This is a genomic window from Ruegeria sp. AB11, assembly GCF_056536325.1.
Window position 1 is genome coordinate 2,118,590 of record NZ_JBQFJO010000001.1, and the last position, 25,665, is coordinate 2,144,254.

The 25,665-nt window shown below is 57.2% G+C and carries 23 protein-coding genes; 17 read left to right on the plus strand and 6 right to left on the minus strand.

Going from position 1 to position 25,665, the window contains the following annotated elements:
- Window positions 1–37 precede the first annotated feature (37 nt).
- Together ACR3EJ_RS10680 and ACR3EJ_RS10685 are read left to right on the plus strand one after the other, a co-directional pair.
- Window positions 38–1,849: an ABCB family ABC transporter ATP-binding protein/permease gene (locus tag ACR3EJ_RS10680; RefSeq protein WP_170540708.1), complete on the plus strand. Its 1,812-nt coding sequence runs from the start codon at window positions 38–40 to the stop codon at window positions 1,847–1,849.
- A gap of 136 nt (window positions 1,850–1,985) precedes the next feature.
- Window positions 1,986–2,309, plus strand: coding sequence for a hypothetical protein (locus tag ACR3EJ_RS10685; RefSeq protein WP_170540705.1), 324 nt, complete (start codon window positions 1,986–1,988; stop codon window positions 2,307–2,309).
- A 46-nt stretch (window positions 2,310–2,355) separates the two neighbouring features.
- On the opposite strand, the gene ACR3EJ_RS10690 is transcribed toward ACR3EJ_RS10685, so the two are convergent.
- On the minus strand, window positions 2,356–6,171 hold the full coding sequence (locus ACR3EJ_RS10690) for an efflux RND transporter permease subunit (protein WP_170540702.1): 3,816 nt from the start codon (window positions 6,169–6,171) through the stop codon (window positions 2,356–2,358).
- Entirely contained in the window at window positions 6,168–7,391 is a 1,224-nt protein-coding gene (locus ACR3EJ_RS10695; protein WP_170540699.1) for an efflux RND transporter periplasmic adaptor subunit, read from the minus strand. The genes ACR3EJ_RS10690 and ACR3EJ_RS10695 overlap by 4 nt, the downstream gene beginning before the upstream one ends.
- A gap of 226 nt (window positions 7,392–7,617) precedes the next feature.
- On the opposite strand from ACR3EJ_RS10695, the gene ACR3EJ_RS10700 reads away from it, so the two are divergent.
- The 5 genes from ACR3EJ_RS10700 (at window position 7,618) to ACR3EJ_RS10720 (ending at window position 13,010) form a co-directional block, all read left to right on the plus strand.
- Window positions 7,618–8,289, plus strand: a complete 672-nt coding sequence (locus ACR3EJ_RS10700; protein WP_170540696.1) for a hypothetical protein — start codon at window positions 7,618–7,620, stop codon at window positions 8,287–8,289.
- Window positions 8,290–8,330: 41 nt separating this feature from the next.
- Window positions 8,331–9,653 (plus strand): PQQ-like beta-propeller repeat protein, encoded by a 1,323-nt coding sequence (locus ACR3EJ_RS10705; RefSeq protein ID WP_170540693.1) that lies wholly within the window; start codon window positions 8,331–8,333, stop codon window positions 9,651–9,653.
- Between the two features lie 48 nt (window positions 9,654–9,701).
- The gene (der, locus tag ACR3EJ_RS10710) at window positions 9,702–11,165 is read left to right on the plus strand and encodes a ribosome biogenesis GTPase Der (RefSeq protein WP_010442037.1); all 1,464 of its coding nucleotides are present in this window, start codon (window positions 9,702–9,704) and stop codon (window positions 11,163–11,165) included.
- Window positions 11,166–11,329: 164 nt separating this feature from the next.
- Complete coding sequence (locus tag ACR3EJ_RS10715; protein ID WP_170472317.1) at window positions 11,330–12,316, plus strand: fatty acid desaturase; 987 nt, start codon at window positions 11,330–11,332, stop codon at window positions 12,314–12,316.
- Window positions 12,264–13,010: a helix-hairpin-helix domain-containing protein gene (locus ACR3EJ_RS10720; protein WP_480422932.1), complete on the plus strand. Its 747-nt coding sequence runs from the start codon at window positions 12,264–12,266 to the stop codon at window positions 13,008–13,010. Before ACR3EJ_RS10715 ends, ACR3EJ_RS10720 begins: the two co-directional genes overlap by 53 nt.
- Window positions 13,011–13,060: 50 nt before the next feature.
- Here the strand turns inward: ACR3EJ_RS10720 and serS are convergent, their stop codons facing one another.
- Window positions 13,061–14,353 (minus strand): serine--tRNA ligase, encoded by a 1,293-nt coding sequence (gene serS / locus ACR3EJ_RS10725; protein WP_170540690.1) that lies wholly within the window; start codon window positions 14,351–14,353, stop codon window positions 13,061–13,063.
- Between the two features lie 72 nt (window positions 14,354–14,425).
- On the minus strand, window positions 14,426–16,090 hold the full coding sequence (locus tag ACR3EJ_RS10730; protein ID WP_170540687.1) for a mechanosensitive ion channel domain-containing protein: 1,665 nt from the start codon (window positions 16,088–16,090) through the stop codon (window positions 14,426–14,428).
- Window positions 16,091–16,282: 192 nt separating this feature from the next.
- On the opposite strand from ACR3EJ_RS10730, the gene yajC reads away from it, so the two are divergent.
- From yajC to ACR3EJ_RS10780, 10 genes are all read left to right on the plus strand, one after another.
- A complete protein-coding gene (gene yajC / locus ACR3EJ_RS10735; protein ID WP_010442042.1) occupies window positions 16,283–16,570 on the plus strand; it encodes a preprotein translocase subunit YajC in 288 nt (95 codons plus the stop codon).
- A gap of 33 nt (window positions 16,571–16,603) precedes the next feature.
- The gene (secD, locus tag ACR3EJ_RS10740) at window positions 16,604–18,265 is read left to right on the plus strand and encodes a protein translocase subunit SecD (protein ID WP_010442043.1); all 1,662 of its coding nucleotides are present in this window, start codon (window positions 16,604–16,606) and stop codon (window positions 18,263–18,265) included.
- Window position 18,266: 1 nt separating this feature from the next.
- Window positions 18,267–19,235 carry a protein translocase subunit SecF gene (gene secF / locus ACR3EJ_RS10745; protein ID WP_010442044.1) on the plus strand — a complete coding sequence of 323 codons (969 nt, stop codon included), beginning with the start codon at window positions 18,267–18,269 and terminating at the stop codon, window positions 19,233–19,235.
- Window positions 19,228–19,974 (plus strand): sulfite exporter TauE/SafE family protein, encoded by a 747-nt coding sequence (locus tag ACR3EJ_RS10750; protein WP_170540684.1) that lies wholly within the window; start codon window positions 19,228–19,230, stop codon window positions 19,972–19,974. Before secF ends, ACR3EJ_RS10750 begins: the two co-directional genes overlap by 8 nt.
- Window positions 19,975–19,984: 10 nt before the next feature.
- Complete coding sequence (locus tag ACR3EJ_RS10755; RefSeq protein ID WP_170540681.1) at window positions 19,985–20,338, plus strand: Mth938-like domain-containing protein; 354 nt, start codon at window positions 19,985–19,987, stop codon at window positions 20,336–20,338.
- Between the two features lie 130 nt (window positions 20,339–20,468).
- Window positions 20,469–21,083, plus strand: coding sequence for a heme ABC exporter ATP-binding protein CcmA (ccmA, locus tag ACR3EJ_RS10760; RefSeq protein ID WP_170540677.1), 615 nt, complete (start codon window positions 20,469–20,471; stop codon window positions 21,081–21,083).
- Window positions 21,080–21,736 (plus strand): heme exporter protein CcmB, encoded by a 657-nt coding sequence (gene ccmB, locus ACR3EJ_RS10765; protein WP_170540674.1) that lies wholly within the window; start codon window positions 21,080–21,082, stop codon window positions 21,734–21,736. Before ccmA ends, ccmB begins: the two co-directional genes overlap by 4 nt.
- A 61-nt stretch (window positions 21,737–21,797) precedes the next feature.
- Window positions 21,798–22,571, plus strand: a complete 774-nt coding sequence (locus ACR3EJ_RS10770) for a heme ABC transporter permease (RefSeq protein ID WP_170472303.1) — start codon at window positions 21,798–21,800, stop codon at window positions 22,569–22,571.
- Window positions 22,568–22,726 carry a heme exporter protein CcmD gene (gene ccmD / locus ACR3EJ_RS10775; RefSeq protein WP_010442050.1) on the plus strand — a complete coding sequence of 53 codons (159 nt, stop codon included), beginning with the start codon at window positions 22,568–22,570 and terminating at the stop codon, window positions 22,724–22,726. The genes ACR3EJ_RS10770 and ccmD overlap by 4 nt, the downstream gene beginning before the upstream one ends.
- The gene (locus tag ACR3EJ_RS10780) at window positions 22,719–23,261 is read left to right on the plus strand and encodes a DsbE family thiol:disulfide interchange protein (protein WP_010442051.1); all 543 of its coding nucleotides are present in this window, start codon (window positions 22,719–22,721) and stop codon (window positions 23,259–23,261) included. Before ccmD ends, ACR3EJ_RS10780 begins: the two co-directional genes overlap by 8 nt.
- On the opposite strand, the gene ACR3EJ_RS10785 is transcribed toward ACR3EJ_RS10780, so the two are convergent.
- The gene (locus ACR3EJ_RS10785) at window positions 23,256–23,957 is read right to left on the minus strand and encodes an SDR family oxidoreductase (protein ID WP_170540671.1); all 702 of its coding nucleotides are present in this window, start codon (window positions 23,955–23,957) and stop codon (window positions 23,256–23,258) included. The two genes, ACR3EJ_RS10780 and ACR3EJ_RS10785, sit on opposite strands and share 6 nt — an antisense overlap.
- Before the next feature lie 115 nt (window positions 23,958–24,072).
- Complete coding sequence (locus ACR3EJ_RS10790; RefSeq protein WP_170540668.1) at window positions 24,073–25,575, minus strand: BCCT family transporter; 1,503 nt, start codon at window positions 25,573–25,575, stop codon at window positions 24,073–24,075.
- Window positions 25,576–25,665: the final 90 nt, after the last annotated feature.

The following is a 25,665-nucleotide window of genomic DNA, read 5'->3' on the forward strand; positions in this document are numbered from 1 at the left end:
GGGCCAGGGCTATCTCTGACCGCAGTTAAGGTACGTGATGAGGCAACCATCCGCGATTCAATCCGAGCCGGACGAACAACGTTCAGGCTGGCGCACAATCCGCAAGGTAGCACCCTATCTTTGGCCTGAAGATGAGCCATGGGTCAAACGCCGTGTGGTTTGGGCGATGGCGATGCTGGTGCTGGCCAAGCTGATCGCTGTTTATACACCGATTCTGTATAAGGGCGCAGTGGATGGACTGGCGGGTGAGGGCGTGCCACCGATTGCGCTGGGTGCGATTGGTTTGACGGTTGCCTATGGGGTTGCCCGCATGATGACCGTCGGGTTCCAGCAATTGCGGGATGCGTTGTTTGCACCAGTTGGTCAACGGGCGTTGCGGGCGTTGGCGCTTGAGACGTTTCAGCATATTCACCAGCTTTCGATGCGTTATCACGTGACGCGGCGCACGGGTGGTCTGAGCAGAATTATCGAGCGCGGGGTGAAGGGCGTTGAATTCCTTTTACGTTTTCTGCTCTTCTCGATTGGGCCACTGATCCTGGAACTGCTTCTGGTGTCGGTCATACTGCTGTGGCTGTTTGACGTCTGGTATCTGGTCGTCGTCGCGGTAACGATCGCGCTTTATATCTGGTTCACCTTTGCGGTGACTGAATGGCGCGTGAAGCTGCGGCGCGAGATGAACGATCAGGATACCGAAGCCAATCAGCGCGCCATCGACAGCCTTCTAAACTTTGAAACGGTTAAATATTTCAATGCCGAGATGCGCGAAGCAGAACGCTATGACGTCTCGATGAAAGGCTATGCCCAGGCTGCGCTGAAGACGGCTTATTCGCTGGCATTCCTGAATTTCGGCCAATCGTTCCTGATCACTTGTGGTCTGATTGGAGTGATGGTTCTGGCCGCCATAGGCGTGCAAAAAGGATCATTGACTGTGGGCGACTTCGTGATGGTCAACGCATACATGATCCAGATTACGGTTCCGCTGAACTTTCTGGGCACGGTTTACCGCGAGATCCGGCAGTCGCTGGTGGATATGGGGCAGATGTTCGATCTGCTCGAACAACCGGCAGAAGTGACAGACAAACCTTGTGCGCCAAACCTCAAGGTAGATGGTGGAGAGGTCACGCTTGAAAACGTGCATTTCGGATATGAAGCGGATCGCGAAATCCTGAAGGGTGTGTCGCTGACGGTGCCTGCCGGGCAGACCGTGGCGATTGTCGGGGCGACAGGTTCAGGTAAATCCACCATTGGGCGGCTGCTGTTCCGGTTCTATGACGTCACAGGCGGCGCATTGAAGATCGACGGACAGGACGTGCGTGATGTCAGCCAATCGAGCCTGCATGCCTCGATCGGGGTGGTTCCGCAGGATACGGTTCTGTTCAATGATACGATCCGCTACAACATCGCCTATGGGCGCGAAGGGGCGACCCAGCAGGATGTTGAGGCCGCCGCTAAAGCCGCTCAGATTCACGATTTCATCGTCAGTCTGCCTGAAGGGTATGACACCAAGGTCGGCGAACGTGGCTTGAAATTATCAGGTGGTGAAAAACAACGCGTTGGTATCGCCAGAACGCTTCTGAAAAACCCGCCGATCTTGTTGCTCGACGAGGCGACCTCGGCCTTGGACACGGAAACCGAGCAAGACATCAAAGACGCTCTGGCACGTGCAGGTGAGGGCCGGACTGTGATCACTATCGCTCATCGTCTTAGCACAATTGCCGAAGCAGACCGGATTGTTGTGCTTGAGCGAGGTGAGATCATCGAGCAGGGCACGCATGATGAGTTGCTGGGGCATGAGGGACGATATGCCCAGCTGTGGAGCCGTCAGCAATCCGACAGCCAAGCGGCCTGAGCTCAACGGCCCTTACAACTGATGATTGTACGGATCGGTTTAAAAGAAAATCGGTCGCTGCGATACGGTTTTCCGTTTGACGCGGACCCGCCGCCGCGACACTGTGCGCGCCGAAACAAAGACAAGGAATAACCTTATGAAAATGCGAGCGGCGGCGGTGTTGGCTGCAACACTAATGATGGCGACTTCGGCAGCAGCTGAGGATCTGGAATTCTTGATTATCAACGAAACCAGCTATGATCTGGTTGAGTTCAACGTGTCTCCGGCCTCGTCCGGCAGCTGGGAAGGCAATCTGCTTGAGGGTGGTTATCTGGGTGCGGATTACGAAGTGGGCGTCCTCATCGCGGACGGGCTAACCACCTGTGTCTATGACATCCGCGGTGTTTTCAGCGACGGAGAATCGATTGAAGACTATGGTCTGAACCTGTGCGATCTGGGCGAATACGCATTCGTCGAATAACACTTCTGCCAGAAACGAAAAGGCGAGCCCGAGGGCTCGCCTTTTTTTATTCCGCCGCCTTCAGTGGGGTTGTTGGTGGATGATCTGGCCGGTCGTCCAGAGCGCTCTGATCAGGGGCAACTCGGTCCGGTTCATCGGTCCAGATCATCTCGGCTGCTTGCACATCTCGCGCGCTTTGGCCGATTGCCATGTCCTGCGCGATCTGGCTGGACCGTCCCGCCGTGGCGCGCGCCAGCGCCTTACCCAGCCATACCGCGTAGGTTGTGACCCAAACCCGTAGCGCCAGGAATGAAGGCGTGACGATCAGCGTCAGCACCGTGGCCGTGCCGAGGCCAAAGACCACCGCCGTCGCTAGCTGTTTCCACCACAGCGCCGTGGGGCTGTCGATCGAATACCCGCCACCGATGAAATCCAGCGACAGGCCGAACATCATCGGGGTCAGACCCGCCATGGTCGTCAACGTGGTCAACAGAACCGGACGAATACGCGCCTCGGCCGTGCGGACGATGGCATCGATACGCGACATGTAACCGCTGTATTCCTGATAGGTGTCAATGAGAACGATGTTGTTGTTCACAACGATACCAGCCAAGGCGACGATCCCGGTCCCGGTCATGATGATCGAGAACGGTTGCTGCATCACCATCATCCCCAGCAACACACCGGTCGTAGACAGAACCACGGCCAGCAGCACCAGCACCGAGTTGTAGAACGAGTTGAACTGCGCCAGCAGGATCACGAACATCAGGCCCAAAGCAGCCAGAAACGCGCTGGAGAGGAATGCCTGGCTTTCCGCCTGATCTTCCTGATCACCGGTCCATTCCCATGCGATGGTGCGACCGAACGGGTCGGTCTGCAGCCATTCGGTCAGTACAGCAATCCGTTCGTTCGGATTGATCAGGGCAAACCGAGCGTCACCGCTTTCGATGGCGGCCCGCACTTCGCCCACATTCTCGGCGCCCGTCAGCTGCACGAGTTCGAACTCGGCTCCGTCCATATCGGTGATCGTGGCGCCGGTGGGCGTGGAACCTTCGCCAATCGCTCGCACTGTGGCCAGACGCAGTTCTGCGCCGTCCGGGCCAGTGGTCACGATCTTGCTCAGCCCCGGTTCGACATCTGCCTTGACGTCGTAGTAGCGCTGCTGGTCCACGCGATTGATCTCGGCCAGCTTGGCCACCGGTTTGCGGGTTACAAAGTTCGACAAGGGGACCAACCCGTCCGGGGTGCGAACTTTCAGCGTATCCAGCGTTGACAAGACACGATCCTGATCGGGCAGGCGGACACGGATTTCAACTTCTTCATCGGTCGAATCCGGACGCATCTCACCAAGCAGGATACCGCGTGTAACAAGCTGTACCATCGCGCCTACGGTTGCGACGTCAGCGCCGAACCGGCCCGCCTTGGCCACGTCCACGTCGATCTGCCAGTCGATGCCGGGTAGGGGCAGGGTGTCCTCGATCTTGATCAGGCCGGGGGTGGTATCAAACGCCTCGCGCGCTGTGAGCGTGGCCGCGGTCAATTCTTCCCAGCTATCGCCCTTGATCCGCAGATGAACGGGCTTGGCCGAGGCGGGACCTTGCTCCAGCGCCTGAATATCAACGATGAAGCCGGGAAGAGTTGCTAACTCTGCGGTGAGTTCTTCCAGAACAAAATTGCCGTCATATTCGGCTGCAACTTCCTCCTTTGCAAAGCCGAGCAGATCAGCAATCGGTCCCCAGAACCAACCGGTAATCTGCTCAGAGCTGATTGGGCGATCTTCCCAAGGAATGAGCTCGAACTGCACACGGCCAATGGTGTCGGCTGGGGCTTCTGCTCCGCCATTGTTCTGATTCAGGCCGCCTTCGCCCGCAAAGGCAAATACGTTGATCACTGCCGGATGTTCACTGATGACGCGTTCGGCCTGAAGAACCATCTCGTCTTTTTCAGCCAGAGACAGGTTGCCGCGCGCCCGAACATAGGCTGTAGCCTGTTCCGGTTCGCTCTCGACGAAGAATTCGACACCGCGCGAGTTCTGCGGGAACAGGATGAACGCGACCCAGAATACCGCCGCAAAGACTACTCCGATTGATACCACCGGCATGACCGGATTGCCGACCAGGAACTTGATCACGTAACCAAAGGGCGTGTGCTCTTTTGTGGTATGCACATGTTCATCCGGGGCCCGTTCGATCTTGGCAGCGCTCAGCGTGACCGACCCGGCGAATGCGCCGAACAGGAACAACAGCACACCAGCGAGTGAACCGCCGGGCAGCAGATAGTTGGGGTTCAAGACCTGCATTGCGCCGAGGAAGATCATATATAGTGAAGGCGGCACCAGTAGCGCCCGCACCCACCATGGTGCGCGTGCCCGCAGCCAGTTCGAACTGCGCTCGAAGCTGCGGCTCATACGGCCCGAGACACCACCCACGACCGGCAGGTAGATCAGTGCCACGATCAGCGAAGCAGACAGAACGAAGATCAGCGTGATCGGCAGCATCTTCATGAATTCGCCGGGAATACCGGGCCAGAACAGCATCGGCAGGAAGGCGCACAAGGTCGTGGCGGTTGATGAGACAATCGGCCAGAACATCCGCTGCGCAGCTTCGACATAGGCGTGCATCGGGCCGACGCCTTCTTTGATGCGCTTGTCGGCATATTCCACCACAACGATGGCACCATCAACAAGCATACCCACCGCAAGGATCAGGCCGAACATCACCATATTCGAGATTGTGACCCCGATCATCGCCAGAAAGGCGAAGCATAACAGGAACGATGTCGGGATCGCAAAGCCCACCAGCAACGCGGCGCGCGTTCCCAGAGATGCCAGAACCACGATCATCACAAGCGCGACGGCGGTCAGAACCGACCCCTCAAGCTGACGCACCATCGAATCGACAATGCGGCTTTGGTCGTTCGAGGTGCCGACATCAACCGCGGCCTGCAACTCGGCTGGCCAATTGGTCTGAGCCTCTGCGACGGTGGATTTGATCAGCGCGACGGTGTCGATCAGATTGAAGCCTTTGCGCTTGACGACCTGCAGTGCGACGGTGGATTCTCCGTTGAACCGGGCCGTGCCAGCGCGGTCCTCAAAAGTATAGTTAATCTCGGCCAGTTCACCCAGGGTGACGACGCGGTCACCATTGACCTTGACGGGCAGGCCATAGACGTCCTGCGCGGTCTTGAATGACGAAGGGATCTTGACCGAGAACGTGCCCTGCTCGGTTTCAACCTCACCCGCCGCGATCAGTTGGTTGTTGTTCTGCACAACGTTGATCAGTTCAGCGGCCGTAACGTTGTACGCCTCAAGCCGGAGCGGGTCGATCACGACCTCAAGCATTTCATCGCGGTTTCCGGCGATACCGGCCTCAAGCACCGCATCCAACGCCTCAAGCTCGTCCTGCAGGTCTTTGGCAACGCGCGCCATCGTGCGCTCGGGGACCGGACCAGTCAGGTTGACAATGACGATCGGAAATTCAGAGAAGTTGACCTCGGTAATCGTATACTGCTCGGCCCCATCAGGGAAATCGGCCTGAGCGCTGTTCATGGCATCGCGCACATCAGCGATAGTGGCGGATTTGTCCCAACCGAACTCGAATTCCAGCAGAACGCCCGCGTAGCTTTCAGCAGCAGTGGCGGTCATCGAATCTAGCCCGTCGAGATCGGCCATCTCGGTTTCCATCGGCTTGATCAGTAGGCTCTCGCTATCCTCCGCCGAGATGCCCGGAAACTGGACCGACACGAAGAGCATCGGGATATCGATATCCGGCTCACCCTCTTTCGGCAGCCCTACATAAGCATATCCGCCGATAACCAGCGAGATCGCGATGAAAGCCAGAACCATTCTGGCTCGGCTTGCGGCCCAACTGACGATACCCGTCATTGCGATGCTTCCCTGTAGGTCGGCGCCACGGTTACGCCGCGTGTCACGAATTCCTGACCGATCACGATAATATCTGCGGTTTCTGGCAGGCCGCCAACCCAAACACCCTCGGCAGTGTCGCGCAGCAGGCGGATTGGAACGAAATCGACAACGTTGTCAGCGATAACGGTGCGTACACCAAGTTCGCCTTCATTGTTCAGGGTCAATGCGGATTGCGGCAGCAGATGTGCTTTGACGCCCTCGGCAGCGATTTGGATATTGGCGGTCTGGCCATCACGGATCAGAAGTTCCGGGTTGGGAACGGTGATCTCCACCTCGAACGTGCGGGTGGTTTCATCGGCCGAGCGGCTCAGGAAGGTGACGCGCCCTTCAACCTGCAAGCCTGTGACCAATTGTGCAGACGCCATCGAACCGACGATAATCCGGTTCACTTCGGTTTCAGGCACAAAAGCCACCAACTTGATTGGGTCGAGCTGGATAACGGTTGCACACAGCGAACCGGGCTGCATCAGGCTGCCCAATTCCGCGGTATCGCTTTCCAGCAGCCCCTTGAACGGTGCCTCGATAGTGAGGCGATCCATCTCGCGTTGGGCGGCTGCAACCGCTGCAGTGGCGGCTTCAATACCCGCTTGCGTTGATTCCAGACCAGCCTCAGCGGATTTGATGCCAGCCTCGGCGGTGCTCATTTCGGCCTCGCTTGAGATGCGGCGCGTTTCCGAACCGAACCCGGTTTCAGACAGCTTGCGTGCTGCTTTCAGATTGATTTCAGCCTCGGCCAGACGAGCATGAGCCTCTTCGATACGTGCTTCGGCTTCGGGTACACGGCTTTCGGCTTCAAGCTTTGCAGCCATCGCTTCAGCCAGACTTGCGGGGCGGGTGCCGGGATCCAGCTCACACAGTAGATCACCCGCTTCGACAAATGCGCCTTTGCGCTTTGGCTCGGACACGACGGTCGAGGTCGTCTCAGCCAGTACCTCGACCTGGCGATTTGCCTTGGTTTGACCGCGCAACTGGACCGCACTGCCGATTTCGCGCGCAGTCGAACGCACCACGACAACACCTATCGCATCCGGAGCAGGCACGGATTCCGAAACCTCAGTTGCGGCTTCAGCAGGCTCATCCCCGCGACCAGCGAACGCAAAAAGCGTGTCGCGTTCGAATACAAGAAAATACAACGCAATAATAACCAAAACAGCGTTAACGAATGAAATCAATCGCATGCGGTACAATCTCCAGATCTGTTCGCGCGGCTGGCTTTCGCCTCTATCACTTGAAATGGGGTAGTAGAAACGGCTTTTCCATACTAAACTGAATAGTTCGGTTTAGTTTTTTTCGCAAGGGCCACGCGGATGCAGGCAAATGTGTGGATTCGAGCACTTGGCTTGGCCTGAACGGCGCGGTATGACATGGCGCTAGAAAACCGGACACTTAAGCCTGGGGGCAGGGATGAGCGACGTCGACAGTTTTATTGATGAGGTCACCGAAGAGGTGCGCCGCGATCGCATGTACCTGCTATTGCGCCGATGGGGTTGGGTGGGTGTTGTCGCAGTCGTTGCCATTGTAGGTGGCGCGGCATTCAACGAATACCGTAAGGCGCGCGATACAAATCAGGCCGAAGCTCTGGGTGATGCGATTCTGTCTGCTTTGTCTCAGAATGCATCCGATGAACGCGCAGCCAGCCTGCGAGCGGTCGATGCCTCATCTGCCGGAGGTGACGCGGTTCTGAATATGTTATTGGCTGCATCGCAGGCCGATGCAGGATCGCAACAGGATGCTGTGAACAGCCTGAACGCGATCGCTACACAAGGGGATTTGCCAGAAATCTACCGGGCGATTGCAAGTTTCAAGGCTTTGCTGCTGCAAGCCGACACGATGCCCGTCGCAGATCGCCGTCAACAATTCGAGGCGCTTGCGATACCCGGTGCGCCTTTGCGCTTGCTTGCCGAGGAGCAACTGGCCCTGATTGATGTGACCGAGGGAAGTACACAGGCTGCGTTGGATCGCTTACAGGCTTTGCGCCAGGACGCCGAAGCCAGCGCCGATCTACAGCAACGCGCAGCCCAACTGATCATTGCGCTTGGGGGTGTGCCCGAGCCTGTCGCAACCCAGCAGGGTTGAACCGGCAGCGAAACGGAACATCACAGGCGAGTTTGTCGAATATGGTAACACGTTATTTCTCACGCTTTGGATTGGTCGCCGCGGCAGTTTCCTTGACTGCGCTGAGCGCATGTCAGGAACCCGAGATTATTCTGCCCGGTGAGCGTGAGGATATTCGCGCCGCCGTTGACAACGAAACCGTGGAAACACGTGGCGCCAAGCCAATTAGCATTCCGGCCCAAAGCCAGAACGCGAACTGGTCGCAAAGCCCGGGCACCCCTGCATTCCGCACTACAAATGCCGCATTGAACCCCACGCCACAGCGTATCTGGTCAGCCAACATTGGTTCCGGTGACAGCCGGAAACAGCGGATTACTGCAGACCCGGTTGTTGCTGGTGGTTTGATTTATACGCTCGATTCCGGTGCGACTGTTTCGGCGGTGACGCCACAGGGACAAGTTGCCTGGAGCACCAATCTGATTCCACCGAATGAAAAAGACGTCGATGCCACGGGGGGCGGGCTCGCTTACGCCGAAGGTGTGCTGTACGTCTCATCGGGTTTTGGTCGTTTGACCGCGTTAGATGCTAAAACAGGCGCTCAAAAGTGGCAAAAGCGTTTGAATGCAACCGGCAGCGGCGCGCCTTTGGTCAGTGGCGGGATTCTATATCTGGTAGCCGGGGACGAGACCGGCTGGGCGGTGAACACAAAGGACGGCCGGATCATCTGGCAAATTGACGGCACTCCGAGCGTAGGTAACGTTTTGGGTGCACCAGCGCCGGTCATCGCTTCGGATCTGTCAGTTTTTGCGTTTGGGTCGGGTGACATTGCTGCGACTTTTCGCCGGGGAGGCATCTTGCGGTGGAACGCATCTGTAGCGGGTGGCCGCCGGGGTCGCGCGGCGGCTCAGATCGTAGACGTGACAGCCGGGCCTATGGTGTCTGGCAATTCGATCCTGATCGGCAACCACTCGGGTCGTACGGTTTCCTTTGATACCGGTTCGGGCGAGCGGAACTGGACCGCTCTGGAAGGTGCGGTTGATACGGTCTGGCCTGCAGGAAACAGTGTTTTCCTGATCAGCGATCGCAGCCAGCTGGTGCGTCTGGACGCAGCGGATGGCTCGATTGTCTGGGCAATCGATCTGCCCGGATTCGTCAAGAACAAGCCGGGCCGTCGGGGTCCGATCTTTGCTCACTACGGCCCGATCATGGCCGGAGGGCGGCTGGTTGTAGCTTCGAACGATGGGTATCTACGCTTCTTCAATCCAGTTGACGGCGCGTTGGTCCATCAGATCGAAGTGCCGGGCGGCGCGACCACTGCGCCGGTTGTGGCGGGTCAGACGCTCTATGTCGTTTCGACCAAGGGCGAATTGTACGCTTTCCGTTGACGACAAGATGCGCTAAAGGGCGCTTCTTGAGTCTTGAAAGATGAGAACATGTCGCTGACCCTCGCCATTGTGGGGCGCCCGAATGTGGGCAAATCCACACTGTTCAATCGCCTCGTGGGCAAACGTCTGGCTTTGGTCGACGACCAGCCTGGTGTGACGCGCGATTTGCGCGAAGGCGAGGGGCGTTTGGGCGATCTGCGCTTTACCGTGATCGATACGGCGGGTCTTGAGGACGCGACCGATGATAGCCTGCAGGGCCGGATGCGGCGACTGACCGAGCGTGCTGTGGACATGGCTGATGTTTGCTTGTTCATGATCGACGCGCGGGTAGGGCTTACGCCGACCGATGAAATGTTTGCTGATATCCTGCGCAAAAAATCCAAGCATGTGATCCTTGCCGCCAATAAGGCCGAAGGCAACGCGGCCGATGCAGGTGTGCTTGAGGCTTACAACCTTGGTCTTGGCGAACCGGTGCGCCTGTCTGGCGAGCATGGCGAGGGGATGACCGATCTCTATGCCCAACTTATGCCACTGGCGGATGCGGCAGCAGAAAAGGCGCAGGACGACAGCCCCCAGATTGATATCGAACTGGACGAGGATGGCGAGGGTGAAGCCCCTTTGATCACGGCTGATAAACCTCTGCAGGTGGCTGTGGTTGGGCGGCCAAATGCGGGTAAATCCACTTTGATCAACAAGATCATCGGGGAAGACCGTCTGCTGACCGGCCCCGAGGCCGGGATTACCCGTGACGCTATCAGCTTGCGGATCGATTGGGCTGACCCTGATGGCGACAGCACACCGATGCGGATCTTCGACACAGCAGGGATGCGCAAGAAGGCCAAGGTGCAGGAGAAGTTGGAGAAGCTCTCGGTCTCGGATGGTCTGAGGGCGGTCAAGTTTGCTGAAGTCGTCGTGGTTCTGTTGGACGCGGCCATCCCGTTCGAACAGCAGGATCTGCGGATCGCCGATCTGGCTGAACGCGAAGGCCGCGCCGTGGTCGTCGCCGTGAACAAGTGGGACATCGAGGACAACAAGCAAGAAAAACTTCGTGACCTGAAAGAGTCGTTTGACCGTTTGTTGCCACAACTGCGTGGTGCGCCTCTGATCACGGTATCGGCCAAAACAGGTAGGGGGCTGGAGCGTTTACGCGCCGCGATCCTGCGTGCTCATGACGTTTGGAACCGCCGCGTGCCGACCGCAGCGCTGAACCGTTGGCTGACCGCCATGCTGGAACAGCACCCGCCTCCAGCGCCGCAGGGTCGTCGGATTAAGCTGCGTTATATGACTCAGGCCAAGACGCGCCCACCGGGGTTCGTCGTGATGTGCTCGCATCCCGACAAGATGCCCGCAAGCTACAACCGCTATCTGGTCAATGGGTTGCGCGAGGATTTTGACATGCCGGGCACCCCGATACGCCTGACTTTGCGTGGGCAGGGCGACAAGAACCCCTACAAGGGCCGACGCAAGAAAAACGCAGGCGCCTTGGCCAAGCATCTCAAGGGACGCGCGTAACTGCGCTAATTTTCAGCATTTTCAGTGAGGGGGCGTGACAGCCCCGTTTCCGCGCGCTAGCATTCAATTGCGTGCATTTGTATTTGCACGTGCTGCTTGATTGCGGGTTTGCCGCACGTAATTTGAGTTTGAGATTGGTCGGACCACCCTGGGGAGCGGGCGTGATGGATCTGAGAGAATATACAAGACAATACGCGGTACAGGACAATACGCTTGCCGCCCTTAGCTATTTCGGGACATTTGCGGTGTATTTCGCATCGCTGGCTTTGGCGATCACGTATGTGGACCAGTGGTATGTCATGATTCCGGCAGGGATCGTTTTTGCCTTTTCTGCAGTCCGTCTATACGTGCTGCAGCATGATTGCGGTCACCATTCGCTGTTTGAAACCCGTCTGCAAAACGAATGGGCTGGCCACGGATTGTCGCCATTTACCTTCGCCCCGTTCGAAGTGATGAAGCAGAACCATAATCTGCACCATGCTGGGATCGGAAACCTCGAACATCGCGAGACAGGTGAAATTCACACAATGACGCTGCGCGAATGGAACGAAGCCGATTGGAAAACGCGTCTGTTTTATAGGCTTTACCGGAACCCGTTCATTCTTGTGCCGATTGGTGCTTTGTTCACCTACTTCATTCGCTATCGCTGGCCCAAGAATACTGTTCGCTTTGGTGTGGTGGGGGTGCTGCTGCATAACCTTTCGATTATCGTGTTTCTGGGACTGCTTTACCTGATTGCAGGCGCCACCGGTATTTTGGTCTGGTTGGTCTTTTCTCTGCTCGGAGGAATGCTTGGTGTGTTTCTGGTGTATCTGCAGCATAATTTTGAAGACACCTATTGGGATCGCCGCCCTGAGTTGGATCCCAAGCTAGCAGCACTGGAAGGATCATCGGCATTGGATTTCGGTTGGTGGTTTGACAATGCCGTGGCTTGCATCACCCTGCACGACATTCACCACTTCAATGCGCGCATTCCGTCCTATCGTCTGCGCGCGTGCCACTATAACTTACCCCCGGAATACACGCCGCGTCGGATCAAATTTCCCGAAGCAGTGGCAGCACTGAACCTGAAGCTTTGGGATGAGGAAGCCAAGCGCCTTGTCCCGTTCCCCAACAGAACAGAACAGCACCGGCTGGCCGAAAGCGGTTAACGCTACAAATGCTGTCAACCTCTCTACTTTTTCGTCGATGCCAAAACATTTACGTTGCCAGGTGGAGACAATGAAAGGAACCAACATGACCGCAGTTGCCGACGTGAGTGGGGTAGGACCAACGCTGGAGCGGGCGCTGAATTCAAAGGGCTTCAAAACAGCAGAAGCCTTAGCAAAGGCCAAACCTGAAGACATGCTTGGTATTCCGCGCGTCGGTATTGCCCGCGCAACCAAGTTGATCGCAGCGGCGAAGGCTGTTGCAGGTGCCAAACCCAAGACCGCGGCTCGTGCACCAGCACGCCGCTCAACCAAGCAAAAGCCAGCAGCAAAGCAATCTGCGGTACGTCGGGCAACTGCAAAAAGCAATGCCGCCGCGAACAAGGCCGAGGCCGAGCGAAAAGCCGCAGAAGAGCGCCTTGCGGTGGAGAGAGTCGCTGCCGAGGCCAAGGCGAAGAAAAAGGCAAAGGCCAAAGCCAAGGCTGAGAAGGCTGCGAAGAAGAAATCCGAAATGGAAGCAGCATTTTCCAAAGCCAAGGAAAAGGTCAAGGAAAAGTCCAAGAAGGGCAAGAAAGACAAAAAGCCCAAAAAGGACAACAAGAAGAAGGACGCTAAGAAGAAGTCTGACAAAAAGTCCGGCAAAACGTCTGAAAAAAAATCTGGTAAGAAGAGCAATAAGAAAAAGGCGAAGAAGTAACTCTTCTTCGCCATTTCAATCGGGAACTGGCATCATCGATGCCGGTTTTGTTATGCCAGTTTACCGTCGATCTGTAGCGTAAGCTTGCCGCCCAGATAGGGGCCCAAGGCTTCAGGCAGGGTCACCGTGCCATCTGCGTTCTGGCCATTCTCAAGCACGGCGATCAGGGAGCGCCCGACAGCCAGACCAGACCCGTTCAAGGTGTGAACATATTCCGGCTTACCGCCAGCTTCTGGCCGGAAGCGTGCGTTCATGCGACGGGCCTGGAAATCACCGCAGGTCGAAACCGAACTGATCTCGCGATAGGTATCCTGGCCGGGTAGCCAAGCCTCGATGTCATAGGTGCGACGTGCGCCAAAGCCCATGTCGCCCGTGCACAGAATGACGGTGCGATAGGGGATGCCCAGTTTTTCCAGAATGTCTTCGGCGCAGCGCAGCATGCGTTTTTGCTCGTCGTCCGATTTGTCCGGATGCGTGACCGAGACCATCTCAACTTTTTCGAACTGGTGCTGACGCAGCATCCCGCGCGTGTCCCTGCCTGCCGAGCCCGCTTCGGACCGGAAGCACAGGGAATGCGCAGTATAACGGCGGGGCAGATAGCTTTCCTCGATCATCGTGTCGTTGACGATGTTGGTCAGCGACACTTCGGAGGTTGGGATCAACCACCAGCCCTCGCGGGTCTGATAACTGTCCTCGCCAAACTTCGGCAACTGACCCGTGCCCTGCATCATTTCCGAGAGAACCAGAACCGGGCCGTTAACCTCGGTCAGCTCGTTCTCATTGATATGCGTGTCAAGCATGAACTGCGCCAGTGCGCGGTGAATACGGGCGACTCCGCCCGACAGCAGCACAAAGCGCGAGCCAGAGAGTTTGGCAGCCGTCTCAAAATCCATACCGTTCTGAACGGCTTCGATTTCAAAATGCTCTTTCGGGGCAAAATCCAGTTCACGCGGCGTGCCCCAGCGGCTGATCTCGACATTGTCATTCTCATCTGCGCCCTCGGGCACATCTTCTGCCGGCAGGTTGGCGATACGGATCAACTGGTCGGTCAGCAGAGCGTCCAGGTCCTTGGCTTCGGTCTGCATCAGGGCCACTTCGGCCTTTTTCTCGGCCAGCAGCGCGCGCAGACGTTCGAATTCAGCCTCATCGCCGCGCCCTTTGGCGGCACCAACTTCTTTGGAGGCCTTGTTTTGCTCGGCCTGAGCCGTCTCGGCTGCCAGAATCTTGGCGCGGCGACTTTCGTCCAGCCTCAGCAGATCTGACGACACCGGCGCGTCCCCACGGCGCGCAAGGGCGGCGTCGAAGGCGGCTGGGTTTTCGCGAATGGCGCGGATGTCGTGCATGGTTCAGATCCTTAAATGCGTGAATCACTGAAACCGCTTATGCACCATCTGAAAGGAAGGGTGTAGCGCCGGTTACGACTTATCCGCGTCGTCGTGCGTTTCATGTGCCAGATGGCCATCCCACTCTTCCGCTGGGATCTTCGGCTCGGGCGGATCAGCCATGTACGAAGGTGTCATGATTTGCACGTTGTTTTCGTTGAACACGGCAACGATGTTGCGATGCAAATCTGAGCGGATCTTTGGGATGATACTGCCCCGTGTGCTATATCCGTTGATCTGATAATTGATCGCGTAATCCGCCAAAGCAGTCCACAAAACAAAGGGTTCGGGTTTGGCTTTGATGCTCTTGGTACGATGTGCGGCCTCGATCAGCATCGCTTCGACCTTCTCGGGCGGTTCTTCATATCCGATCCCAACCGTTGTATGCAGCAGCAACCCATTGCCATCGGTTTTTTTCGAGAAGTTCACCACGTCCGAATTCATCAATTGCGCGTTCGGGATCGAGATCAGCTCATTCTTGATCGACTTCAGATGTGTCTCCATCAGCTTGATCTGCACTACATCTCCGATGTGGTCTCCGATCTGGATACGGTCCCCGAGCGAAGTCGAGCGGCGATAAATCACGAAAAGCCCCGCCAGCATATTCGAGACCACCGAGTTCGCGCCCAGCGACAGCATCGCGCCGACAAGGATAGTCAGTCCCTGAAAGGCCGCAGAGTCCGATCCGGGAATGTAAGGGACAGCAAAGACCAGTGCGATCAGTATCACAACAACCCGGGCAATGTTAAACGTGGGGCCAATCCAGTGTTTCTCGAAATCGCCAAGATCGAACGATCCCGCTTCGACTGCGTCAAAGAACACGCGCATTCCCCGGATGATATACATCGTTATCCAGGTGATAAGCACCAGCATGATCAGGTTCGGGAAATAGCTGAGGATACCCTTGAAGATCAGCAGGACCGGCTCGGTCAGGTAGGTCAGCAGCAATTGCGCAAAGTATCGCGTTTCGGCAAAGGCCAGCAGAACGAAGGAGAGATAGTAATAGAAGCCAAGGAAAAAGATCACCAGCAATACGAAATTCAGGGCATACCGGATCAATGCCGCTATGGCCTCGGCCTGGACGCTCTTGGCGGTCGCAGTTTCGACGTCTTTGAGATAGCGTTTAACCAGTTTAAGCGTCCGCCGCCTGATGCGTCGGTGTAACCAGAGAATGATGACAACGAATAACGCGAAGCCGAGCGTCCAGGCCAGGGCCTCGATAGCACCCGAAACACGTGCTTGTTCCGTGCGATTGGCGCGGTAGTTTTCGATCGCCTGTTCAATAGCTTGGCCGTGCAATAACCCGAGAACATTCAGATCCATTTGTTCAAGTTCGGAATCCGCATCGGTCACGATCGAAACCTGGATGCTATCGGCAAATATCCGGATCCCGAATTCAGAGTCCTCGAAGGTTATCGAAACTTTCTTTGCATCCGAGGATTCGGCTACTTCTATGATCTTGTTCTGAACACCCTCCGCCCGCTCGTTTGCGGGCAAAGCGCTGGAGCCGCGCACATGAAACAGGGTATCGCCATCAATGATAACCGGAGCCTGAAAGGTCTGTGTTTCAGAATCCTCTGTGTTTTGTTCTTCTCCGATTACGTTCTGTGACCAAAGTGGTGGTGCCAAGAGACAAAGAGAAACCGCCAAAAGGATTAGGCGAATAAACTTGCCAAAGGTCTGGATTAATTGAATCATTGGGCCCCCCTGGCCACAACTATATCCGACTTGCCGGGGCTGCCTAGAACATATCTGCAACGTCCCGCATCAATCCTGTGCACTTGATAGGTGAATTGCAGATGCGTTTGCTTGCAAACGTCTGAACCAAAGCATAGGTTCGCGCCAACTTTGCAGAGAGCCCTCTGCATTACCAGAACAAAGGAATATGTCATGGAAGGTGGCGCAATCGCCCAGTTTCTCCCGCTGATCCTGATTTTCGGGATCATGTATTTTCTGCTGATCCGCCCGCAGCAGAAGAAGATGAAGGAACATCAGGCCATGGTCGAAGCCGTGCGCAGGGGTGATCAGGTTGTCACGCAAGGTGGGCTGATCGGCAAGGTGTCCAAGGTCAAGGAAGGCGATAACGAGATTGAGGTCGAGATTGCCGAAGGCGTGAAGGTTCGCGTGGTCAAATCGACCATCGCTCAGGTTCTGAACAAGACCGAACCGGCGAAGTAACTTCGCGCGTCAAATCCTTGAAAAGGCAGGGTAATGCTGCAAATTGATTCCTGGAAACGGGTCCTAATATGGTCGGTCTGCGTGATCGGCCTACTGTTGGCCCTGCCGAATGCGTTCTATACACGCGTTGAGCAATCGAATGATGCCAAAGCCGCAATTGAGCTTGGCATCGATACACCTGAGATGCAGGCAGAGGCGGCGCAATGGCCGAACTGGCTGCCTTCATCGCTTGTCAATCTGGGTCTCGATTTGCGCGGCGGTGCGCATCTGCTGGCTGAAGTTAAGGTTGATGACGTCTACGAATCTCGGATGGAGGCGATGTGGCCCGAAATCCGCGATGCGTTGCGCGATGAGCGCGCCACGGTAGGCACCATTCGCCGCCAAGACTCGGCCCCTGATGAGATTCGCGTGCGCATCAGTCAGCCCGAAGGTATGTCGCGCGCGTTGGAAGTCGTGCGCGGTCTGGCACGTCAGGTGCAAACACTGACCGGGGTCGGGGCCACTGACATCGAAGCCCGCGCCGAAGGAGATACCATTGTTGTACAATTGTCCGAGGCCGAAAAGCTCGCCTCGGATGACCGTACGGTGCGTCAGGCGCTTGAGATTATTCGTCGCCGCATCGACGAAGTCGGCACGCGAGAACCGACAATCCAACGCCAAGGTGCTGACCGGATACTGATACAGGTGCCGGGCATCGGTAGCGCAGGTGAGTTGAAAGACATTATCGGCACCACGGCTCAGCTGACGTTCAACCCCGTGGTGGGGCGCGGTACTGATCCTGACGCCATCGCGGGTGTGGGTGAAGAAGTTGTTCCTTCGATCGATGAGGACGGGGTTTATTACACCTTGGAATCAGCGCCGGTGGTAACCGGGGAAGAGCTGGTCGACGCACAACCGTCATTCGATCAGAACGGACGCCCTGCGGTCAGCTTCCGTTTCAATACTTCTGGTGCCCGCAAGTTTGGTGACTACACGCTAGAAAATATCGGCGCGCCGTTCGCCATTGTTTTAGATGATGAGGTGATCTCGGCCCCTGTAATCCAAAGCCATATTCCTGGCGGTTCCGGCATCATCACCGGTAACTTCACGGTGGAGGAAAGCACCAATCTGGCGGTCCTGCTGCGTGCGGGGGCCTTGCCTGCGGGCCTGGAATTTCTTGAAGAGCGCACCATCGGCCCGGAGCTGGGGCAAGACAGCATCGATGCGGGTAAAGTCGCAACCATCGTGGCGTTTGTCGCGGTATTGGTGTTCATGGCGCTCAGCTATGGCCTGTTTGGCATCTTCGCCAATATTGCGCTGATCCTGAATGTGGGATTGCTCTTCGGACTGCTCTCGTTGATCGGTGCGACGCTGACCCTTCCAGGGATCGCCGGGATCGTACTGACGGTCGGTATGGCTGTAGACGCCAATGTGCTGATCTTTGAACGCATTCGCGAAGAACTGAAATCTGCCAAAGGCCCTGCGCGCGCAATCGAGCTGGGCTATGAAAAGGCGCTTTCGGCCATTCTGGACGCGAACGTAACCACATTCATCACCGCAACCATACTGTTTGCCATGGGCAGCGGGCCGGTACGCGGGTTCTCCATTACACTTGGTCTGGGTATTCTGACCTCGGTCTTCACCGCGATCTTTGTAACGCGCCTGATGATCGTGATCTGGTTCGAACGCCGCCGTCCGAAAACGATCGAGGTTTGACATGAGACTGAAACTCGTACCGCAAAACACCTCGTTCGATTTCTTCAGCCGCTGGAAGATCTGGCTGGGTATTTCAGGCCTGATGATGGTGATCGCCTTCACGTCGTTTCTGCTGCAAGGGCTGAACTTCGGTATCGACTTCCGCGGGGGCACCACGATCCGCACGCAATCCGCGCAAGAGATCGACGTGGGCGCCTATCGCGACGCCATTGCGCCGCTGGAACTTGGTGATGTGACCATCACAGAGATTTTCGATCCGACCTTTGGCGAGGATGAAAACGTCGCCATGATCCGTATTCAGGCCCAGGATGGAGCCGAAGCTGTGTCTGCAGCAATCGTGACCGCCGTTGAAGAAGCATTGACTGTTGCCGCGCCGGACATTCAGTTCGTTTCGGTCGAATCTGTGGGCCCCAAGGTCTCGGGTGAGTTGATCCAGACCGCAGTGATTGCTGTCGCCTTGGCCATCGGCGCGGTGCTTGTCTATATCTGGCTCCGGTTCGAATGGCAGTTTGCTCTGGGTGCGGTCGCCGCGCTGGTGCATGACGTGATCCTGACCATTGGTATCTTCTCGGAACTGCAAATTCGCTTTGACCTGGCCATCATCGCGGCGCTCCTGACCATTGTCGGCTATTCGCTGAATGACACCGTGGTTGTCTTTGACCGCGTTCGCGAAAACCTTCGCAAATACAAGAAGAAAGACCTCAAAGAGGTTTTGAATATCTCGATCAATGAAACGCTCAGCCGGACGGTGATGACCTCGGTGACCACGCTGCTGGCGTTGATTTCACTCTATGTCTTGGGCGGGGATGTGATCCGCGGCTTCGTCTTCGCGATGATCTGGGGCGTGATTGTCGGGACCTATTCGTCGGTCTTCGTGGCCTCGACCATCCTGCTGTGGCTGGGGGTCAAACGCGACTGGTCGAAACCGTCGAATACGGCGGGCAACCAATTTGCCAACATCGATGCCTGAGTATTTCGGCCAGACCCCAACCGGTCTGGCCGTACTCATTTTCGCTGCTTTTATTGGGGGCATCGTGCGCGGCTTTTCCGGCTTTGGCACAGCCCTGATATTCTTGCCCATCGCCAGCCCCTATCTTGGCCCCTTCGGTGCCATCATCGCGCTGACAGTTATGGACATATTCGGTCCCATCCCAAACCTACGCCGCGCATGGTCTGTCGTCGACAAAGGAGATTTGGGGCGCCTTCTACTCGGATGTGCATTAGTACTGCCGGTGGGTTTATGGCTGCTTACGCGCACGCAACCCGAGGTATTTCGCTATTTGGTCAGTGTGATCTCGTTGTCGATGCTTGTCGTACTGATATTTGGTCTGCGCTATCGCGGGACGGTGCGGCGCCGCATGGTTGTGGCAATTGGCGGGGCAGCGGGGCTACTCGGTGGAGTGGCCGGGATACCGGGACCAGCTGTCATCCTGTTCTACATGTCGCGTCCATTGCCGGTTGAGATAATCCGCGCGACGATCCTGCTGTTCCTGTTTGTTTTCGATTTGCTGATCCTTGGATACCTCGGCGGGATGGGGCGTCTTTCGATGGCGAGCATCGGATTGGGCCTCGCGCTGGCGATCCCCAACATCGCCGGTAACTGGCTGGGGGGCTGGATGTTTCGACCCGAACATGAAAGGCCGTACCGCGCCGCAGCCTATCTGGTGATCGCAACAGCGGCCTTGTCCGGCCTGCCGCTTTGGGGCTAGAACCTTCCGCATGCGCTTAAATGAGATCACATATACAAACGCTCAACCCGTCGATGGCTATGGCCCTGGGTTCTTTCGGATCGGTGGGCAGGTTCATAAAGGGGCAGTCTTGACCGGCCCCACCGGAACTTCGATTTGGGCAGGATTCTCGGAGGCGGATCCGCTTTTGGCCTTGTCCGAACATGTCGACGTTCTGTTCATCGGTACGGGCAAAGACCTGACCCACATCCCCACCGACCTACGCGCTAGGCTAGAAGAGGTGGGGCTGGGTGTCGAAATCATGAACTCTCCGGCTGCCTGCCGCACCTACAACGTGCTGCTTTCCGAAGGCCGCCGCGTTGCGCTTGCGCTAATTCCGGTCTGAGGATCTGTTCTTCATCTGGCTAAAAATATCCCAGGGAGTGTGAGGGGCCGGCCCCTCACTGCGATCCAACCAGCCGCTCTGCGGCAATTCCGACCTTTTGCCCACACGCACAATCCGCTAAGCGGGCTTCATGACTTTGAAGGTAACCGATCTGGCTATCGCACGCGGCGGTGTTCCCGTGCTCGAAGGGCTGAACTTCTCGCTTGAGGCCGGAAGGGCGCTGATCCTGCGGGGGCCGAATGGGATCGGAAAGACAACATTACTGCGTACGCTTGCGGGCCTGCAGCCGCCGCTGGCGGGGCAGATCAACGGGGCAGAAGACCAAATCGCTTACGCGTCCCATTCTGACGGGTTAAAGCCGACCCTCACCGTGGTCGAAAATCTCAACTTCTGGGCGTCGGTCTTTGGCATCCGAGATATCCAGCATGCTCTGGATGCATTTGAGCTGAATGAGTTGGCCAACCGCCATGCGGGCAACCTTTCGGCGGGGCAAAAACGGCGTCTTGGATTGGCGCGGTTGCTGGTTACCGGGCGTCCAATCTGGATGCTGGATGAGCCGACGGTCTCGCTGGATCGCCACGCCGTGCAGATGTTCGCGGATGCGGTACGCGCGCATCTGGGGCAGGGTGGTTCGGCCCTCATCGCGACCCATATCGATCTTGGATTGGACGGAGAGGTTTGGGACGTCGGCCCCAACAAGGCCAAACCCAAACCCATCGACGATTTTGACGGAGGCTTCCTGTGATCGCTTTATTGCTGCGTGATCTGAAACTGGCCTTCCGCGCAGGGGGTGGCTTTGGCCTCGGTCTTGCTTTCTTCCTGATCGTCACCGTTCTGGTGCCATTTTCGGTAGGTCCGCAATCCTCGTTGCTTTCGACCATCGCGCCGGGCGTTCTTTGGCTGGGCGCGCTTTTGGCGTGCCTGCTTTCGCTGGACCGTCTGCTGGCGCTGGATTGGGAAGACGGCTCGCTTGATCTGCTTGCCACCGCGCCGCTGCCACTGGAGTCGGTCGTCACCATCAAAGCGCTAGCCCATTGGTTGACCACAGGATTGCCGCTGGTGTTGGCTGCGCCGCTTCTGGGCGTTTTACTAAACCTGCCTGTACCTGGGTTTTCGTGGCTGGTGATCTCACTGCTGCTTGGCACCCCGGCGATGAGCGTTATCGGTACCTTCGGCGCAGCCCTCACCGTGGGCCTGAAACGGGGCGGTCTGCTCCTTTCGCTTCTGGTTTTACCGCTTTACGTGCCGACATTGATCTTCGGCGCCGAGGTTGCCCGACGCGGTGCGACAGGTATGGAGACGCAAACGCCCCTGCTTATGCTGGCAGGGATTACCGCCGCTACGGTCGCACTTTTACCCTTTGCCAGCGCCGCCGTGCTGCGCATCAATCTTAGGTGATGGGAACAAAGCTTGACTGAGGTCAATTGAGAACCATGCCGACTCGGACTAGATAGGGCCCATGACAATCGCAGCCAAAGCCAACGCCCTTTGGGAATACGCCAATCCGCGCAAGTTCCTCGCCACCAGCGAGCGGGTTCTTCCGTTCTTCTGGATCGGTGCAGGTCTTTGTCTGGTCGTAGGATTGATCTGGGGCTTTTTCTTTACCCCCGATGACTACAAGCAAGGCTCGACCGTAAAGATCATATATCTACATGTCCCGGCCGCTCTGATGGCAATCAATTGCTGGCTGATGATGCTGGCAACCTCGCTCGTCTGGCTGGTGCGTCGCCACCATGTGAGCGCGCTGGCCGCGCGCGCCGCGGCGCCCATCGGCATCGTGATGACGCTGATCGCATTGGCCACCGGAGCCATCTGGGGCCAGCCCATGTGGGGTACATGGTGGGCCTGGGATCCGCGCCTGACCTCGTTCCTGATTCTGTTCCTGTTTTATTTGGGATATGTCGCGCTATGGGAGGCGATCGAAGATCCGGACACCGCGGCTGATCTGACCTCGGTCCTTTGCCTCGTGGGCTCGGTCTTTGCATTCCTCAGCCGGTATGCGGTGAATTTCTGGAATCAGGGGTTGCATCAGGGGGCTTCCGTGATGCGTGCAGGGGCGATCACAGGTACGGATACCGAGGAGAAGGTTAGCAACATCTACTTCTATCCGCTGCTCCTGTGTATCATCGGCTTTGTGCTTCTGTTTATCGCGCTGGTCTTCTATCGCACGGGCACCGAAATCCGAGCCCGTCGAACCAAGGCGCTGATGGCGCGGGAAAGGGTGAACGGATGATCCCTGATCTTGGAAAATATGCCGATACTGTTTTGTGGTCCTATGTTGTATCCATCGGGCTTCTGATTGCGCTGGTGGGATTCAGCGTGATTCGAGGCCGCAAGGTGCGGGCTGAGATGGAGAAAGTCGAACAGAGGATGTCGCGCAATGGCTAAGATTTCGCCCCTGATGATCGCGCCTCCTCTGATTTTCGGAGCCTTCGCTGTGCTTGCTGGAATCGGCATGTTCCGCGACGATCCCAATGCCTTGCCTTCGGCGCGCGAAGGGCAGCCTGCTCCGCCCGTCGTTCTGACAGAATTCGCGGGTAAACCCGGTTTCGACGATGCCACCCTACGTGATGGCGAGGTTAAGCTGGTCAACTACTGGGCCAGCTGGTGCGCCCCTTGCCGCGTCGAACACCCCAATCTACAGGCCCTGTCGGACGAGGGTATTCCGGTTTACGGCATCAACTACAAAGACCAACTGGACAATGCCGAGGCTTTTTTGACTGAGCTGGGTGATCCCTATGCCGGGATCGGACGGGATGAACAGGGTCGTATGGGGCTGGATTGGGGCGTCTACGGCGTGCCCGAGACTTATGTGGTCGATGGTGAGGGCACGATTATTCTGCGCTGGGCCGGGCCGATTACGCAGCGGGTGATCGAAAGCACGATCCGCCCGGCGCTTGAGAAAGCCGCGGGGGGCTCATAAGCGATAGCCACCCGTCACGGTTAACACCTCGCCGGTGATAAACGACGCGGCATCTGAGGCCAAGAATCTAACGGCCTTGGCGATATCCTCGGGCCTTCCAGCGCGTCCTAAGGCGGTGTCGTTGACAAACAGAGCAGTCAGTTCCTCTGACCGGGGTGCCTCGGGGATGTTGATTGCGCCTGGCGCCACTGCGTTGACACGTATCCCCTCGGGCCCAAGCTCTTTGGCCATGGCTCGGGTCCACAGGTTCAAGGCCGCTTTACTGGCGCCATAGGTCACTGCATCTCGGGGGGGCAGGACCGCGTTCATTGATGAGATACTGACGATTGAGGCATCGCGTTTCAGATGCGGCAGCGCGGCGGTTAACAACGCGGCTGGAGCCAGTAGGTTAAGGTCCAGAATGGCGCGATGGTTCTCGGCCTGAAATTCTTCTTTCGGCGTAGATTTCACCAGACCGGCGTTATTGACGATCACATCAAGCCGCCCAAAGTGCTGCACTACCTGTTCGATCACGTTGGCAGGCTGATCTGGCGCGGACAAGTCGGAACGTATGGCCAGTTTATTCCCGCCCAAAAGATCTGGCCTCGGTTCGCTCGACAGCCACGTAAATGCAATGCGGTGATCGCGGCCCAGGTCTTCGACGATCGCGCGCCCAATGCCGCGCGCGCCGCCGGTTATCAATGCGACTTTTTCCATAGTAGCAGAAAATCGGTAAAGCGGCAGGGATTCAAGCAATTACTTGCGAACCAAAATCCAGATCATTGCGCCGATGAAGGCAAATGTGGTCAGGTTCATCAGGGTGTCTGTCAGATCACCGATCAGCATGGATTTGCCCCTCCTCTCGTAGCCCCCGGAACAGGCAGACCATCAGGAGAACCGAGATGAACACAAAGGGCAGCGCTCCAAGTGAAATCAGGACTTTGACCGAGTCCACCGAGCCCGACAGGATCATCGCGACGCTCAACAGGCCCAGTAATGCGCCCCAGATCAGGCGCACGCGCGGGGGTGGGTTCTCATCCCCCTCGGTCGAGAATGTGCCCAGCACAAAGGCCGCGCTGACGACGCTGGTTACGATGAACAGAAACGCCGCGGCTACGGTTGCGAGTGTTGTGATCAACGACAAGGGCAAACGGTCGAGCAGGGCGAAGGTCACACGCTCGATGTTTGTTTGCGTATAGGCCAGCAATTCTCCGGCACCGTTGAGCGCCTCAAATAGACCGATGCCGCCAAAGGCGCCGAACCAGAGGATCGAGAACAGTGTGGGTGCGAAGAGCACTCCGATCACGAATTCTCGGATCGTGCGACCGCGAGAGATACGCGCGACGAACACGCCGACAAATGGCCCCCAGGCGATCCACCAGACCATGTAGGTGAGGGTCCAGTCGCTGAACCATTTGGTGACGTCATCGCCGAAGAACGTGAAGGTCTGAAAGCCCCGAGGGATGACGTTGGTGACGTAATCGCCGAACCCCTGAACCACGGTGTTCAACAGATACTCGGTGGGGCCGAGGACCACTGTGTAGGCTACCAGGCAGATCGCGATCAGCATTGCTGCATTCGACAAGCGTGCCATGCCTTGGCCTAGGTCGATCAACAGCGCAGGGATGTAGGCTGCGACCATCGCCAGAAAAACAACGCCGATCAGAAGGGCGCCAACCGTTTCCCGACCACCCAGAACCGCGATCCCGTCCGCAACCTGAAACACGCCCATGGCCATGGAGCCGCCAACGCCAATGGCGATTGCGACGATGGCCATGAAATCCGACAGCCACCCGACACGCTCGGCCCAGCGTTCTCCGGGGAACAGGCTTTTGATCGGGGCGCTGACCATCATACCCGTCCCGCGCCGAAAGCTGAAATAAGCGATGGTCAGAGCGGTGGAGCCGTAAATCGCCCAGGCGTGCAGCCCCCAGTGGAAGTTCGTCGCCAGCATCGCCTGCTGCGCGGCAACATAATCGGGGGCCATGCCTGAGATGAAGTTGAAATGTGTTAGCGGCTCGGCGACGGCCCAGAACAGCAATCCGACGCCCATTCCGGCCGAGAACAGCATTGAGATCCAAGTGGCGGTCGAGAACTCGGGCTCTTCATCATCCCGGCCCAAACGAATGTTGCCATAGGGCGAAAATGCCAGAACCAAACACCCGATCAACATGCCCGAGGCCGCGAGCATCACGAACCAGCCACGGCTGTGGAAGGTTTGCTGCACGATGCCGTTGGCCCAAGTCACCAGGCTTTGGATATCGATCACGCCCCATATCCCGATCACCGAGATGACGCTGAGCGAGCAAACCAGCAAGGCGTTAGGTTTTTTCATAGTGATTGGGTTCCAGATGTGCTTTCGCCCAACAGTTTCAGATTTTTGAATGAATGGCCAGAAAACAAAACCCCCGGCGCTGGGCCGGGG